Genomic DNA, 14,482 nt, shown 5'->3' with positions numbered 1-14,482 from the left:
CGAGGGGCGTCCTTACGATTGCGGTTTCTCGACGATCACGCGGCGGTTGTCGCGCGCGATCACGCGCATCGGCACACCTTGGCTGACCAGCGCGTCGTACTGGCCGGGCGGCATGATCGCGAGCGCATGGGTTTCCTGCTTCCAGCGCGCGATCCATTCGGCGACCGTCGGAATCCACTTGTTCGGCTCCATCGAGATCCCGAACGCGAGCTCGTCCTGGCGCTGGACCATGATCGTCGTGTGGCCCATGTAGAACGGGAACGTATGGTCGAGCATCTCGATCGAGTAGAACGGCGTGTCGGGCGGCAGCTTCGCCAGTTCGGCGCGCACGGCCGGCGCGAGCAGCGCGCCCGAGCTGTAGCGGCCGAACTCGTCGTGCCCGGTGCCGCCGATCGTGCCGAACGCGAGCCATGCGGCGCCGAACGCGGCGAGCGCGGCGGCCGCGCCCGTCCGGCGGTTCAGCCACGCGGCCGCGAGCGTCAGCGCGGCCGAGACCGCGAGGCCCGCGTACAGCCACATCTGGAACGCGCGGTACAGCGCGTTCGGCGTGCGGGCATCGCCCTGGTACGCGAGGAAGATGATCCCGAACGCCGCGGCGACGAAGAACACGAGGTAGCCGAGCAGGTGGCGGCGGAACCGGTCGGCCGTCATCAGCGGCAGGTACGCGCCGATGATCAGCGCGAGCGCCGGCGCGACCGGCAGCACGTACGAGATCAGCTTCGAATGCGACGTGCTGAAGAACAGGAAGATGAAGGCGCTCCAGATCAGCAGCACCAGCATCGGCGAGAAGCCGTTCGGCTGGCGCGGCATCCGCAGCGCATGGCGGATGCTCTGCCACGCGACCGACAGCCACGGCAGGAAGCCGACCAGCAGCACCGGCACGAAGTAGTACAGCGGGCCCGGGCGGTTCTGTTCCGGGGTCAGGTACCGGCGGAACTGCTGGACGATGAAGAAGAAGTTGAAGAACTCGGGGTTGCGCTGCTGCACCAGCACGAACCACGGCGTGACGATCGCGAAGAAGATCACGAGGCCGCTGACCAGGTACAGGCGCTTCCACAGCGCCCAGTCGCGCGCGATCAGCGTATAGAGCACGAGCACGGCGCCGGGCAGGATCAGGCCGACGAGGCCCTTGGACAGCACCGCGAGCGCCATCGCGGCCCAGCATGCCCACATCCAGCCGCGCACCGCGGCCGGGCGCAGCCCGGGCCGCTGCGCGAGCAGCAGCGAGCAGAGCGACAGCGCCATCCAGAACGCGAGCCCCATGTCGAGCGCGTTGAAGTGGCCCATCAGGTTCCAGTACGGCGAGCTCGCGAGCACGACGGCCGCGAGGAAGCCCGACAGCGGGTTGAACAGGCGCGCGCCCGTGTAGCCGACGAGCAGCACGCCGGCGAAGCTCGCGACGGCCGTGTAGAGGCGCGCCTGCCATTCGCCGATGCCGAACCACGCGAAGGTCAGCGCATTCAGCCAGGTCTGCAGCGGCGGCTTCTCGAAGTACTTGTAGCCGTTGTAGCGCGGCGTGATCCAGTCGCCGGTGACGAACATCTCGCGCGCCATTTCCGCGTAGCGGCCTTCGTCGCTCGGGATCAGGTGGCGCAGCCCGAGCGGCGCGAACCAGACGATCGCGAGCGCGACGATCAGGAGGACGAGCGTGATGCGGTTGAGCGGTAGCCTCGAGGGCGTATCGTTCATGGATTTTCAGCCTGTTGGTTGGGGTGACGGGCCGCCGGCGGGTTGTGCCGGCGGCGGGCGGCCTGGCCGGACCGATCGGGGGATCGACCCGTTGCGCCGGCCCGAGTTTTACCGCATCGGGGATTAACGTTCAATTAAGAGCGCGGCGGCGACTTTGCGGCCCTCGGCCATCAGGATGTTGTAGGTGCGGCAGGCCGCCTGGAAATCCATCGTCTCGACGCCGATCCGCTTCGCCGTGAGCGCCGCGACGAGCCGCGGGTGCGGGAAGCGCAGCCGCGCGCCGCTGCCGAAGATCACGAGCTCGGGCGTCGGGTCGAGCAGCATCGCGAAATGCTCGGGCGCGAGCGCGTCGAACGACGACACCGGCCATGCCTGGACCGGCGCGCCGGGCAGCACGATGACGCTCGTTTCATGGCGTTCGAGATTGACGTCGACGTAATCGGGGCCGTAGCCGGTGACGGTATTGAGCGCGCCGCTCGTGTCCTGGTGCAGTTTCAAATCGGTATTCCGCGGTTCCGTAAGGGCATGTATCGCAAGGGCCGCAGGGGCCCGGATGGCCGGTTTCGCGCGCCTGGCCACATGGGGACGCCTGACGGCGCGGGCCCGGCGCGGCTATGGTGCATTGCGAAAGTCGGCCAAAATCCGCTAAATTATAACTTTTTGGCCGCCCCCGGGCGCCACTTGCGTCGTGCGTCGCCACAAGCCGCGTCCGACCGCCCGCTTTTTCCCAGTCTAGACAGCGCGCACAGACCGGCCGCTTTCCAGTTTTGATCCCGTCCCCCCGGCCGCAAGGCCAACCCAGGAACCGTGTCGTCGTGAAACCGATTCAGAAGTCGAACAAGCTGCTCAACGTCTGCTACGACATCCGTGGCCCGGTGCTCGAGCACGCGAAGCGCCTCGAGGAAGAAGGCCACCGCATCATCAAGCTGAACATCGGCAACCTCGCGCCGTTCGGTTTCGACGCGCCGGACGAGATCATCCAGGACATGATCCGCAACCTGCCGTCGTCGTCGGGTTATTCCGATTCGAAGGGCGTGTTCTCGGCGCGCAAGGCCGTGATGCACTACACGCAGGAAAAGGGCGTCGTGGGCGTCGGCCTCGACGACATCTACATCGGCAACGGCGCGTCCGAGCTGATCGTGATGGCGACCCAGGCGCTGCTGAACGACGGCGACGAAGTGCTGCTGCCCGCACCCGACTACCCGCTGTGGACGGCCGCGGTGAGCCTGTCGGGCGGCACGCCGGTGCACTACGTGTGCGACGAGCAGAACGCGTGGATGCCCGATCTAGACGACATCCGCAGCAAGATCACGCCGAACACGAAGGCGATCGTCGTGATCAACCCGAACAACCCGACGGGCGCGCTTTACTCCGACGAATTGCTGCTCGAGCTGCTCGAGATCGCGCGCCAGCACGGGCTGATCGTGTTCGCCGACGAGGTCTACGACAAGATCGTCTACGACGGCCTCGAGCACACCGCGATGGGTTCGCTGTCGGAGGACGTGATCACCGTCACGTTCAACAGCCTGTCGAAGAGCTATCGCTCGTGCGGCTACCGCGCGGGCTGGATGGCCGTGTCGGGCCTCGGCGGCGACAACCGCCGGCGCGCGAAGGATTACCTCGAGGGGCTGGGTATCCTGTCGTCGATGCGCCTGTGCGCGAACGTGCCCGGGCAGTTCGCGATCCAGACGGCGCTCGGCGGCTACCAGAGCATCAACGAACTCATCGTGCCGAGCGGGCGCCTGTACAAGCAGCGCGAGCTCGCGTACGACATGCTGACGTCCATCCCGGGCGTGACCTGCGTGAAGCCGCAGGCCGCGCTGTACATGTTCCCGCGCCTCGACCCGAAGCTCTACCCGATCCAGAACGACCAGCAGTTCATTCTCGACCTGTTGCTCGAGGAGCGTGTGCTGCTGGTGCAGGGCACGGGTTTCAACTGGGCGACGCCGGACCACTTCCGCGTGGTCTTCCTGCCGAACCTCGACGACCTGACCGATTCGATCAACCGGATCGCACGCTTCCTCGACGGCTACCGCAAGCGCCACTCGGCCTGAGCGGGCAGGGTCACGCGGAATTCACTACTTCTTACTCATCGATCACACGCAGCATGGAACCGATCAAAGTTGGCCTGTTGGGCTTCGGCACGGTGGGCAGCGGCACCTTCACGGTGCTGCGCCGCAACCAGGAAGAAATCAAGCGACGCGCGGGGCGCGGCATCGAGGTCGCGCGCATTGCCGTGCGTAATCCGGCCAAGGCGCGGGCCGTGCTTGGCGGTGATGCCGCCGCCGCGCAGATCACCGACGATTTCAATTCGGTCGTCGACGATCCGTCGATCGCGATCATCGCCGAGATGATCGGCGGCACGGGCATCGCGCGCGAGCTCGTGCTGCGCGCGATCGCGAACGGCAAGCACGTCGTGACGGCGAACAAGGCGCTGCTCGCGGTGCACGGCACCGAGATCTTCGAGGCCGCGCGCGAAAAGGGCGTGATGGTGGCGTTCGAGGCGGCCGTCGCCGGCGGCATCCCGATCATCAAGGCGCTGCGCGAGGGCCTGACCGCGAACCGCATCCAGTACATCGCGGGCATCATCAACGGCACGACCAACTACATCCTGTCGGAAATGCGCGACCGCGGGCTCGATTTCGCGACCGCGCTGAAGGCCGCGCAGGAACTCGGCTACGCGGAAGCCGACCCGACCTTCGACATTGAAGGCGTCGACGCCGCGCACAAGGCGACGATCATGAGCGCGATCGCGTTCGGCGTGCCGGTGCAGTTCGACCGCGCTTACGTCGAGGGCATCAGCAAGCTCGACGCGACCGACATCCGCTACGCGGAAGAGCTCGGCTACCGGATCAAGCTGCTCGGCATCACGCGTCGCGCCGAGAACGGCATCGAGCTGCGCGTGCACCCGACGCTGATCCCGGAGAAGCGCCTGCTCGCGAACGTCGAGGGCGCGATGAACGCGGTCGTCGTGCACGGCGATGCGGTGGGCACGACGCTGTACTACGGCAAGGGCGCGGGCGCGGAGCCGACCGCGTCGGCGGTGGTCGCGGATCTCGTCGACGTCACGCGCCTGCATACGGCCGACCCCGAGCATCGCGTGCCGCATCTCGCGTTCCAGCCGGACAGCCTGTCGAACACGCCGATCCTGCCGATCGAGGAAGTGACGAGCGGCTACTACCTGCGCCTGCGCGTCGCCGATCAAACCGGCGTGCTGGCCGACATCACGCGCATCCTCGCCGCGTCGGGCATCTCGATCGACGCGCTGCTGCAGAAGGAGTCGGAGCAGGTCGACGACGCGAAGGGCGAAACCGACATCATCCTGATCACGCACGAAACGGTCGAGAAGAACGTCAATGCGGCGATCGCGCAGATCGAGCGCCTCGCGACGGTCGTGTCGAATGTGACGAAGCTGCGCATGGAAGCGCTGAACTGAGGACGGAAAGCGACATGAACTACATCTCCACGCGCGGCGCCGGCATCGGCGAGCGCCATACGTTCTCCGACATCCTGCTCGGCGGTCTCGCGAAGGACGGCGGGCTCTACCTGCCGGCCGAGTATCCGCGGGTGTCCGCCGACGAGCTCGCGCGCTGGCGCACGCTGTCGTACGCGGATCTCGCGTTCGAGATCCTGTCGAAGTTCTGCGACGACGTGCCGGCCGACGACCTGCGCGCGATCACACGCCGCACGTACACGGCCGACGTGTACCGCAACACGCGCCACGGCGAGAACGCGTCCGACATCACGCCGCTGAAGACGCTCGGCACCGAGCATGGCGCGGCGCTGTCGCTGCTCGAGCTGTCGAACGGCCCGACGCTGGCGTTCAAGGACATGGCGATGCAGTTGCTCGGCAACCTGTTCGAGTACACGCTCGCGAAGCACGGCGAAGCGCTGAACATCCTCGGCGCGACGTCGGGCGACACGGGCAGCGCGGCCGAATACGCGATGCGCGGCAAGGCCGGCGTGCGCGTGTTCATGCTGTCGCCGCACAAGAAGATGAGCGCGTTCCAGACGGCCCAGATGTTCAGCCTGCAGGACCCGAACATCTTCAATCTCGCGGTGGAAGGCGTGTTCGACGACTGCCAGGACATCGTGAAGGCCGTGTCGAACGATCACGCGTTCAAGGCGCAGCAGAAGATCGGCACGGTCAATTCGATCAACTGGGCGCGCGTCGTCGCGCAGGTCGTGTACTACTTCAAGGGCTACTTCGCGGCGACGCAGTCCAACGACGAGCGCGTGTCGTTCACGGTGCCGTCGGGCAACTTCGGCAACGTCTGCGCGGGCCACATCGCGCGGATGATGGGGCTGCCGATCGCGAAGCTCGTGGTCGCGACCAACGAGAACGACGTGCTCGACGAGTTCTTCCGCACGGGCGCGTATCGCGTGCGCAGCGCCGAGAATACGTATCACACGAGCAGCCCGAGCATGGACATCTCGAAGGCGTCGAATTTCGAGCGTTTCGTGTTCGACCTGCTCGGCCGCGATCCGGCGCGCGTGATGCAGCTGTTCCGCGACGTCGAGGAGAAGGGCGGTTTCGATCTCGCGGCGAGCGGCGATTTCGCGCGCGTCGCCGAGTTCGGCTTCGTGTCGGGCCGCAGCAGCCACGCCGACCGGATCGCGACGATTCGCGACGTGTTCTCGCGTTACGACACGATGATCGACACGCACACGGCCGATGGCGTGAAGGTCGCACGCGAGCACCTGGATGCCGGCGTGCCGATGGTCGTGCTCGAGACGGCGCAGCCGATCAAGTTCGGCGAGACGATCCGCGAGGCGCTCGATCGCGAAGCCGAGCGGCCGGCCGCGTTCGACGGGCTCGAGGCGCTGCCGCAGCGCTTCGAGGTCGTGAAGGCCGATGCCCGGCAGGTGAAGGACTTCATCGTCGCCCACACGGGTGCATGACGCACGGCCGGGCCCGCGGGCCCGGCTGCGCGGGACGGCCGGAACGCCGATTCGTCGAACGGATCGGGGTTCCGGCCGTTTCGTTTGGCGCCCGGGCATGGCCTGTCGCGCGAAACAAGTGCCAGACCCGCGCGTTCGCGCCGATCACAGTTTTCGCATGTCCGCCATATCGCGCGCCGGTGCGACGGCGTCGCTACAATGACGTATTGACTCCAACGATCCCCGATTCCATCGATGTCGAACCCGAATCCCGCGGCGCCGCGCGCGCCGATGCTGTCGACCGCCGAGGCGCTCGCCGCGCTGCTCGATGCCGCGAAGCCGCTGCCCGGCGCGGAGACCGTCGCCACGCTCGATGCGCTCGGCCGCGTGCTGGCCGCCGACGTGAGCTCGCCGCTCGACGTGCCGCCGATGCATACGAGCGCGATGGACGGCTATGCGGTGCGCGTCGCCGACCTGCTACACGGCGATCGGCGGTTGCCGGTGTCGCAGCGCATTCCGGCCGGCCATCCGGCTGGGCCGCTCGCGGCCGGCACGGCCGCGCGGATCTTCACCGGCGCGACGGTGCCGCCCGGCGCCGACGCGGTCGTGATGCAGGAGCAGGCATCGGCCGACGGCGACGCGGTCGAGATCCTGCACACGCCGAAGGCCGGTGAATGGATCACCGCGCAGGGCGCGGACATCCGCCAGGGTTCGGTGATCCTGCCGGCCGGCACGCGGCTCACGCCGCAGGCGCTCGGCCTGGCCGCATCGGTCGGCTGCGCGCAGCTGTCGGTCGCACGGCGGATTCGCGTCGCCGTGTTCTTCACCGGCGACGAACTGACGATGCCGGGCGAGCCGCTGAAGCCCGGCGCGATCTACAACTCGAACCGCTTCACGCTGCGCGGGTTGCTGGAGCGGCTCGGCTGCCACGTGACCGACTACGGGATCGTGCCCGATTCGCTCGCCGCGACGCGCGACACGCTGCGCGAGGCCGCGCGCGATCACGACGTGATCCTGACGAGCGGCGGCGTATCGGTCGGCGACGAGGATCACGTGAAGCCCGCCGTCGAGGCCGAAGGGCGGCTCGCGCTGTGGCAGATCGCGATGAAGCCCGGCAAGCCGCTCGCGTACGGCGCGGTGCGCCGCGGCGACGAGCGTGCGGACGCGCACTTCATCGGCTTGCCTGGCAACCCCGTGTCGAGCTTCGTCACGTTCCTGCTGTTCGTGCGGCCGTTCCTGCTGCGCCTGTCCGGCGTGCGTGACGTCGCGCCGCGCGCACTGTCGCTGCGCGCGGACTTTTCGCAAGGCAAGGGCGACCGGCGCAACGAATTCCTGCGTGCGCGCGTCAACGCGGCCGGCGGGCTCGACCTGTTTCCGAACCAGAGCTCGGCGGTGCTGACGTCGACGGTCTGGGGCGACGGCCTGATCGACAACCCGCCGCAGCACGTGATCAGCGCCGGCGAGACCGTCCGTTTCATTCCGTTTTCCGAACTGCTGTCGTAACGCGACGGCTTCCCGAACCATGAAGATTCAGCTGAAATTTTTTGCAAGCGTGCGCGAGGCACTGGGTGTCGCCGACGAAGCGGCAACCGTGCCGGACAGCGTGACGACCGTCGGCGACGTGCGCGCCTGGTTGCGCGTGCGCGGCGGCGTATGGGCCGAGACGCTCGCCGAGGGGCGCGCGCTGCGCATGGCCTGCAACCACGAGATGACCGATCCCGACACGCGGCTCACCGAAGGCTGCGAGGTCGCGTTCTTTCCGCCGGTGACGGGCGGCTGAGGGGCGCGCGATGGCAACGGTACGAGTCCAGGCCGACGATTTCGATCTGAATGCCGAAGTCGCGGCATTGCGCGCGCGCAACCCGAAGATCGGCGCCGTCGCGTGTTTCGTCGGCACGGTGCGCGACCTGAACGAAGGCGATTCGGTTGCCGCGATGGAGCTCGAGCACTATCCGGGGATGACCGAGAAGGCGCTCGAGAAGATTGCCGCCGAGGCCGGCCGGCGCTGGCCGGGCATCGACGTCGCGATCGTGCATCGCGTCGGCAGGCTGCTGCCGCTCGACCAGATCGTGATGGTCGCGACGGTCGCGTCGCACCGCGGCGATGCGTTCGCGTCGTGCGAATTCGTGATGGACTATCTGAAGACCGAGGCGCCGTTCTGGAAGAAGGAAACGACGCCGGACGGCGAGCGCTGGGTCGATGCGCGCAGCACCGACGATGCCGCGCTCGCGCGCTGGGGCGTCGAGTCGGGCAATACGCCGCGCTAGGCGGTGCGTCGATCTGCCGCGGGTGGTGCGCCCGGCGTCACGGGCCGCGCGTCACGCGTCCGGGTCGGCGCTGCGTCCGACGATCTTCGTCGGAAACGGTTCGCCGCAGGCACGCGACGGCAGCGCGTGCGGATCGTCGCCCGCGTCGCGGCGGCGCGGCGCGATCGCATCGAGCAGCGCCTGCTGCTCGGGCGGAATCCGATAATCCCAGCCGAACCGGCTCAACTGCAGGCTCTGGGCGATCCGCAGCGCGGGCGCCATGAAGCGGATCGCCGCGGGCGGCGCGTAGCGCGCCTCGACGGTCCTCAGGAACAGCGCCAGCCAGCGGCTGAAATGGGCCGGCTCGATCCCGTCGAGCGGCTGGTGCGCCTGCTGCACGTTGCCGCGATAGCCTTTGGTGCCGAGCACGAGGCTCGACCAGAACGTGACCATCTTCGGCAGATGGTCGTCCCAGCGGCCGGCCAGCTTCGCGTCGAACACGGGCCCGAGCAGCGGGTCGGCGCGCACGCGGTCGTAGAACGCGTAGACGAGCGCGCGGATGTTGTCTTCGGTCGGCTCGGTGTCGCGAGGGCGGGCCGGTGCGGTTTCGGGCGAGGCGGGCAGGGCATTCATGGCAAAAAGGGGCCGGTAGATCGGAGTGCTGACGGGCAGTGGCGGGAGGGCAGGCAGGACGCCGGTCGGATTTTGTCGCAAAATAGCGTCCAATACCCGCTGAAAAACGCGCAAGTGTCATGCATCTTATTGCGCGCACGCGATCCCGGCAACCCGGGGTCGCGGAACGGGACCGTCAGCCGGCCCCCGCACGCCCCGCGATCGGCCCGGCCCGCGTCATCGGGGCACGATCGATCATTTCCGTATCCGTCCATGAGACTCACTGACTACACCGACTATTCGCTGCGCGTGATGCTGTACCTTGCCGTGCGCGGCGAGGGGCTCGCGACGATCCAGGAGATCTCGGATGCCTACGGCATCTCGAAGAACCATCTGATGAAAGTCGTGCAGCAGCTCGGCGAGCTGGGATGGGTCGACACGGTTCGCGGCCGCAACGGCGGGCTGCGGCTCTTCCCGGCATCGCTCGAGTTGACGGTCGGCCAGGTCGTGCGCGCGACCGAGAGCGACTTCGCGCTGGTCGGCTGTTTCGCGACCGACGGCGGCGAATCGCGCGGCTGCGTGATCGAGCCGCGGTGCCGCCTGAAAGGCGTGCTGGCGGCCGCGCGCGATGCGTTCTTCGCCGAGCTCGACCGTCACCGGCTCGGCGAGCTGGCCGAGCCCGCGTCGCCGCTCGCGGCGCTGCTCGGCATCCGTCCGGTCGTGCCCGTGCGTGCCGAATCGTCGCCGGACGACCCATCGGCGACCGCCGAGCCGCCGTCGGCGGCCGGCTGACGCGCGCGCGCCGCGTCCCGCGATCCGAACGCGGCCCGTCCCGGGGCCGCTTCCGGCCTATCCAGCAATTTTTGCGCTGAATCAACCCGAATTTGGCTTGAAAGCCGCATAACCATCCTTATCTTGGTGTTAATCGAAAATTGGAGGTCTCGACTAAATGAGAATCGACAAGCTCACCACCAAGTTCCAGGAAGCACTCGCGGACGCGCAAAGCCTCGCGGCAGGCCGCGACAATCAATACATCGAACCCGTTCACGTCCTCGCGGCGCTGGTCGCGCAGCAGGACGGGTCCGCCCGCTCGCTGATGTCGCGCGCGGGTGTTCACGTGCAGGCGCTGCAAGGCGCGCTGAACGAAGCCATTTCGCGCCTGCCGCAAGTGACGGGCACGGGCGGCGACATCCAGATCGGCCGTGAACTGGCCGGGCTGCTGAACCAGGCCGACAAGGAAGCGCAGAAGCTCAACGACACGTTCATCGCGAGTGAAATGTTCCTGCTCGCCGCGTCCGACGACAAGGGCGAAGCCGGCAAGCTCGCGCGCCAGCACGGCCTCACGCGCAAGGCGCTCGAAGCCGCGATCGCCGCGGTGCGCGGCGGCTCGCAGGTGCATAGCCAGGATGCGGAAAGCCAGCGCGAGGCGCTGAAGAAGTACACGGTCGACCTGACCGAGCGGGCCCGTGCGGGCAAGCTCGATCCGGTGATCGGCCGCGACGACGAAATCCGCCGCTCGATCCAGATCCTGCAGCGCCGCACCAAGAACAACCCGGTGCTGATCGGCGAGCCGGGCGTCGGCAAGACCGCGATCGTCGAAGGGCTCGCGCAACGGATCGTCAACGGCGAAGTGCCGGAGACGCTGAAGGGCAAGCGCGTGCTGTCGCTCGACATGGCGGCGCTGCTCGCCGGCGCGAAGTATCGCGGTGAATTCGAGGAGCGCCTGAAGGCCGTGCTCAACGACATCGCGAAGGACGAAGGCCGGACGATCGTCTTCATCGACGAAATCCACACGATGGTCGGTGCGGGCAAGGCCGAAGGCGCGATGGATGCGGGCAACATGCTGAAGCCGGCGCTGTCGCGCGGCGAGCTGCACTGCATCGGCGCGACCACGCTCGACGAATACCGCAAGTACATCGAGAAGGATGCCGCGCTCGAACGCCGCTTCCAGAAGGTGCTCGTCGACGAGCCGAGCGTCGAGGCGACGATCGCGATCCTGCGCGGGCTGCAGGAGAAGTACGAACTGCACCACGGCGTCGACATTACCGACCCGGCGATCGTCGCCGCGGCCGAGCTGTCGCACCGCTACATCACCGACCGCTTCCTGCCCGACAAGGCGATCGACCTGATCGACGAAGCCGCTTCGAAGATCAAGATGGAAATCGATTCGAAGCCCGAAGAGATGGACAAGCTCGACCGCCGGCTGATCCAGCTGAAGATCGAGCGCGAGGCCGTGAAGAAGGAGCAGGACGAAGCGTCGCAGAAGCGCCTGCAGCTGATCGAGGAAGAGATCGAGCGCCTCGGCCGCGAGTACGCGGACCTGGAAGAGATCTGGACCGCCGAGAAGGCCGCGGTGCAGGGCAGCGCACAGCTCAAGGAAGAGATCGAGAAGGTGCGCGCGGACATCGCGAGGCTGCAGCGTGACGGCAAGCTGGAGAAGGTCGCCGAGTTGCAGTACGGCAAGCTGCCGCAGCTCGAGGCGCAACTGAAGCAGGTCACGCAGGCCGAAGAGCAGGAGCAGCACAACCCGACGCGTCCGCGCCTGTTGCGCACGCAGGTCGGCGCCGAGGAAATCGCGGAAGTCGTGTCGCGCTCGACCGGGATCCCCGTGTCGCGGATGATGCAGGGCGAACGCGAGAAGCTGCTGCACATCGAGGAAAAGCTGCACGAGCGCGTGGTCGGGCAGGACGAGGCGATCAGTGCGGTGGCCGATGCGATCCGTCGTTCGCGCGCGGGTCTCGCCGATCCGAACCGTCCGTACGGCTCGTTCCTGTTCCTCGGCCCGACGGGCGTCGGCAAGACCGAGCTGTGCAAGGCGCTGGCGTCGTTCCTGTTCGATTCGGAAGAGCACCTGATCCGCATCGACATGAGCGAGTTCATGGAGAAGCACAGCGTCGCCCGGCTGATCGGCGCGCCGCCGGGTTATGTCGGCTACGAGGAAGGCGGTTACCTGACGGAAGCCGTGCGTCGCAAGCCGTACAGCGTGATCCTGCTCGACGAGATCGAGAAGGCGCACCCGGACGTGTTCAACGTGCTGCTGCAGGTGCTCGACGACGGCCGCATGACGGACGGGCAGGGGCGGACGGTCGACTTCAAGAACACGGTGATCGTGATGACGTCGAACCTCGGCTCGCAGGTGATCCAGGCGATGACGGGCGCGCCGCAGGAAGAGATCAAGGACGCGGTGTGGCTCGAGGTGAAGCAGCATTTCCGCCCCGAGTTCCTGAACCGGATCGACGACGTCGTCGTGTTCCATGCGCTCGACCGCAGCAACATCGAGTCGATCGCGAAGATCCAGCTCGCCCGCCTGCACGACCGGCTCGCGAAGCTCGACATGGCGCTCGACGTGTCGCCGGCGGCGCTCGAACAGATCGGCAAGGTCGGCTACGATCCGCTGTTCGGCGCGCGGCCGCTGAAGCGCGCGATCCAGCAGGAGATCGAGAACCCGGTCGCGAAGCTGATCCTCGCGGGCCGTTTCGGTCCGAAGGACGTGATTCCGGTCGACGTCAACGACGGCAAGTTCGTGTTCGACCGCGTCGTTCACTGATCGCCTGCCATCGGTTGGCCCGCCCGGTTCGCGCCGGGCGCGCAAAAACAAACACCCCGCCTCGGCGGGGTGTTTGCTTATGGGGCGGCCGAACGGGCCGCCGCGCGGGCCGGGACGCTCAGCCCTGCTTGTTGCCGCCGAACATGCCGGCGAGCTGCGTGAGCGTGCCGAGCACGTTCGACGTGTCGACCTGGCCGCCGGCCGGCACTTCGCCGTTCGGCGTCGCGCCGTTGACCACGTGCGGCAGCACCTGCGCGAGGATCGACGAGGCCTGTGACGGGTCGATGCCGACCTTGCTCGCGAGCGAGCCGACGACGTCGGAGCCCAGCACGTTCTGCAGCGTGTCGGCCGAGATCGGCTGGTTTTCGCCGTTGCCGACCCACGAACCGATGATGTCGCCGGCGCCACCGGCCTTGAATTTCTCGATCAGGCCGTTCAGGCCGCCCGGCTGGTTGTTGATGAATTCGAGCGCGGTGGTGATCAGCGCGCTTTGCGAGTTGCCGCCGGCCTGGCCGCCGATCAGACCGCCAACGATGTCGAGGAGACCCATGGTTCTTCACCTTCACTGAAAAGGGCGCCGTGACGACGGCGCCCGTTGAACGAATGCCGCGCGCACGCCGTCGCGCGCGCGGCGCACATCAGGCGCCCGACGCCGCGGCGGCGGAGGCTGCCTTGTCCTTCTTGCTCTTCTTCTTCGAACCCTTCGTCGCCTTCGTGGACGACGCGGCGGCCGGTGCGCTCGCACCCGCGTCGGCGGATGCCGCCGCCGCGGCCGCTGCCTTTTCCTTCTTCGATGCGCGCTTCGCCTTGGCCGGCTTCGCCGCCGCATCCGATGCGCTGGCCGCCGGGGCCGGCGTCGCAGCCGTCGTGCCGGCCGTCGCGGTCGTGGACGTCGATGCGGTGCCTGCCGAGGTCGTGGCCGGCGTGGTGGCCGGTGCCGTTGCGGCCGGCTTCGACAGCTTGACGCCCTTCGGCGGCGTCGACGAGCCGCCGATCGTCAGGCCGTTTTCCTCCAGATGCCCGACCGACTTCGTGCCGAGACCCTTCACGCGGTTCGCGAGATCGTCGGCGTCCTTGAACGGGCCGTTCTTGGTGCGTTCGTCGATGATCGCCTTCGACTTCACGGGCCCGAGACCCTTCACGGATTCGAGCGCGGCCTGGTCGGCCGTGTTGACTTCGACGGCCGCGGCAAGGCCGGCGGCGAGCGACAGCGACAGCGCGACGAACAGCATCAGCAGCTTTTTCAGCATGGCAAAGGCTCCCTGGTTCTGACGGATGAATGGCTGTTGCAACGGACGGCGGGGCGCGAGGTGGCCGGGCGTCGCCGTTAAGCATAGGACAAATGCGTGCCCTTTTTAAGACAGGCTGACTGAATCTTGCTGAAGGCTTGCGGTGCTGTAAAGGCCGAAACCCGCGCCGGGCGCCGCTTTTGACCATTGTTTACGGTGTCGCCGGGGGCGAGCGGATCGTCGTCGCGCTGGCCGTGCGATCACGCTTGACTTAGAGT

General features: G+C 67.5%; 13 protein-coding genes. 8 read left to right on the top strand and 5 right to left on the bottom strand.

Features of this window, described 5'->3' with window-relative positions; translation table 11 throughout:
* Positions 1-12: 12 nt before the first annotated feature.
* Both WJ12_RS09330 and WJ12_RS09325 read right to left on the bottom strand, forming a co-directional pair.
* Positions 13-1,689, bottom strand: coding sequence for a glycosyltransferase family 39 protein (locus WJ12_RS09330; protein WP_034188674.1), 1,677 nt, complete (start codon positions 1,687-1,689; stop codon positions 13-15).
* Positions 1,690-1,812: 123 nt separating this feature from the next.
* Positions 1,813-2,187 (bottom strand): Mth938-like domain-containing protein, encoded by a 375-nt coding sequence (locus WJ12_RS09325; protein WP_012328660.1) that lies wholly within the window; start codon positions 2,185-2,187, stop codon positions 1,813-1,815.
* Positions 2,188-2,504: 317 nt separating this feature from the next.
* Between WJ12_RS09325 and WJ12_RS09320 the strand changes: the two genes are divergently transcribed.
* The 6 genes from WJ12_RS09320 to WJ12_RS09295 all read left to right on the top strand — a co-directional run bounded on the left by WJ12_RS09320 (position 2,505) and on the right by WJ12_RS09295 (position 8,837).
* Positions 2,505-3,743 (top strand): pyridoxal phosphate-dependent aminotransferase, encoded by a 1,239-nt coding sequence (locus WJ12_RS09320; protein WP_034188673.1) that lies wholly within the window; start codon positions 2,505-2,507, stop codon positions 3,741-3,743.
* Between the two features lie 53 nt (positions 3,744-3,796).
* Positions 3,797-5,125, top strand: coding sequence for a homoserine dehydrogenase (locus tag WJ12_RS09315; protein ID WP_069245639.1), 1,329 nt, complete (start codon positions 3,797-3,799; stop codon positions 5,123-5,125).
* Positions 5,126-5,139: 14 nt separating this feature from the next.
* Positions 5,140-6,591: a threonine synthase gene (thrC, locus tag WJ12_RS09310; RefSeq protein ID WP_069245638.1), complete on the top strand. Its 1,452-nt coding sequence runs from the start codon at positions 5,140-5,142 to the stop codon at positions 6,589-6,591.
* A 234-nt stretch (positions 6,592-6,825) separates the two neighbouring features.
* On the top strand, positions 6,826-8,073 hold the full coding sequence (locus tag WJ12_RS09305) for a molybdopterin molybdotransferase MoeA (RefSeq protein ID WP_034188670.1): 1,248 nt from the start codon (positions 6,826-6,828) through the stop codon (positions 8,071-8,073).
* 19 nt (positions 8,074-8,092) lie between these two features.
* Positions 8,093-8,350, top strand: a complete 258-nt coding sequence (gene moaD / locus WJ12_RS09300) for a molybdopterin converting factor subunit 1 (protein ID WP_034188669.1) — start codon at positions 8,093-8,095, stop codon at positions 8,348-8,350.
* Positions 8,351-8,360: 10 nt separating this feature from the next.
* Complete coding sequence (locus WJ12_RS09295) at positions 8,361-8,837, top strand: molybdenum cofactor biosynthesis protein MoaE (RefSeq protein WP_034188668.1); 477 nt, start codon at positions 8,361-8,363, stop codon at positions 8,835-8,837.
* A 51-nt stretch (positions 8,838-8,888) separates the two neighbouring features.
* Here WJ12_RS09295 and WJ12_RS09290 read toward each other — a convergent pair whose 3' ends face one another.
* Positions 8,889-9,449, bottom strand: a complete 561-nt coding sequence (locus tag WJ12_RS09290; protein WP_059561642.1) for a group III truncated hemoglobin — start codon at positions 9,447-9,449, stop codon at positions 8,889-8,891.
* A 252-nt stretch (positions 9,450-9,701) separates the two neighbouring features.
* On the opposite strand from WJ12_RS09290, the gene WJ12_RS09285 reads away from it, so the two are divergent.
* Together WJ12_RS09285 and clpB are read left to right on the top strand one after the other, a co-directional pair.
* Entirely contained in the window at positions 9,702-10,220 is a 519-nt protein-coding gene (locus WJ12_RS09285) for an Rrf2 family transcriptional regulator (RefSeq protein ID WP_049035025.1), read from the top strand.
* A 157-nt stretch (positions 10,221-10,377) separates the two neighbouring features.
* Positions 10,378-12,975 carry an ATP-dependent chaperone ClpB gene (clpB, locus tag WJ12_RS09280; RefSeq protein ID WP_034188665.1) on the top strand — a complete coding sequence of 866 codons (2,598 nt, stop codon included), beginning with the start codon at positions 10,378-10,380 and terminating at the stop codon, positions 12,973-12,975.
* Positions 12,976-13,093: 118 nt separating this feature from the next.
* Here the strand turns inward: clpB and WJ12_RS09275 are convergent, their stop codons facing one another.
* Positions 13,094-13,525: a YidB family protein gene (locus WJ12_RS09275; protein ID WP_034188664.1), complete on the bottom strand. Its 432-nt coding sequence runs from the start codon at positions 13,523-13,525 to the stop codon at positions 13,094-13,096.
* A gap of 88 nt (positions 13,526-13,613) precedes the next feature.
* Positions 13,614-14,225 carry a ComEA family DNA-binding protein gene (locus WJ12_RS09270; protein ID WP_059561639.1) on the bottom strand — a complete coding sequence of 204 codons (612 nt, stop codon included), beginning with the start codon at positions 14,223-14,225 and terminating at the stop codon, positions 13,614-13,616.
* Positions 14,226-14,482: the final 257 nt, after the last annotated feature.

This window comes from Burkholderia seminalis (genome assembly GCF_001718535.1).
GTDB classification, from domain to species: domain Bacteria; phylum Pseudomonadota; class Gammaproteobacteria; order Burkholderiales; family Burkholderiaceae; genus Burkholderia; species Burkholderia seminalis.
This window is presented reverse-complemented; position numbering and strand designations above follow the sequence as displayed.

What these genes read in the sequence shown, in the direction of transcription:
- WJ12_RS09330 (WP_034188674.1), bottom strand. Translation starts at nt 1,689, where the DNA reads ATGAACGATACGCCCTCGAGGCTACCGCTCAACCGCATCACGCTCGTC.
- WJ12_RS09305 (WP_034188670.1), top strand. Translation starts at nt 6,826, where the DNA reads ATGTCGAACCCGAATCCCGCGGCGCCGCGCGCGCCGATGCTGTCGACC.
- WJ12_RS09295 (WP_034188668.1), top strand. Translation starts at nt 8,361, where the DNA reads ATGGCAACGGTACGAGTCCAGGCCGACGATTTCGATCTGAATGCCGAA.
- WJ12_RS09285 (WP_049035025.1), top strand. Translation starts at nt 9,702, where the DNA reads ATGAGACTCACTGACTACACCGACTATTCGCTGCGCGTGATGCTGTAC.
- WJ12_RS09275 (WP_034188664.1), bottom strand. Translation starts at nt 13,525, where the DNA reads ATGGGTCTCCTCGACATCGTTGGCGGTCTGATCGGCGGCCAGGCCGGC.
- WJ12_RS09315 (WP_069245639.1), top strand. Translation starts at nt 3,797, where the DNA reads ATGGAACCGATCAAAGTTGGCCTGTTGGGCTTCGGCACGGTGGGCAGC.
- WJ12_RS09290 (WP_059561642.1), bottom strand. Translation starts at nt 9,449, where the DNA reads ATGAATGCCCTGCCCGCCTCGCCCGAAACCGCACCGGCCCGCCCTCGC.
- thrC (WP_069245638.1), top strand. Translation starts at nt 5,140, where the DNA reads ATGAACTACATCTCCACGCGCGGCGCCGGCATCGGCGAGCGCCATACG.
- moaD (WP_034188669.1), top strand. Translation starts at nt 8,093, where the DNA reads ATGAAGATTCAGCTGAAATTTTTTGCAAGCGTGCGCGAGGCACTGGGT.
- WJ12_RS09270 (WP_059561639.1), bottom strand. Translation starts at nt 14,225, where the DNA reads ATGCTGAAAAAGCTGCTGATGCTGTTCGTCGCGCTGTCGCTGTCGCTC.
- clpB (WP_034188665.1), top strand. Translation starts at nt 10,378, where the DNA reads ATGAGAATCGACAAGCTCACCACCAAGTTCCAGGAAGCACTCGCGGAC.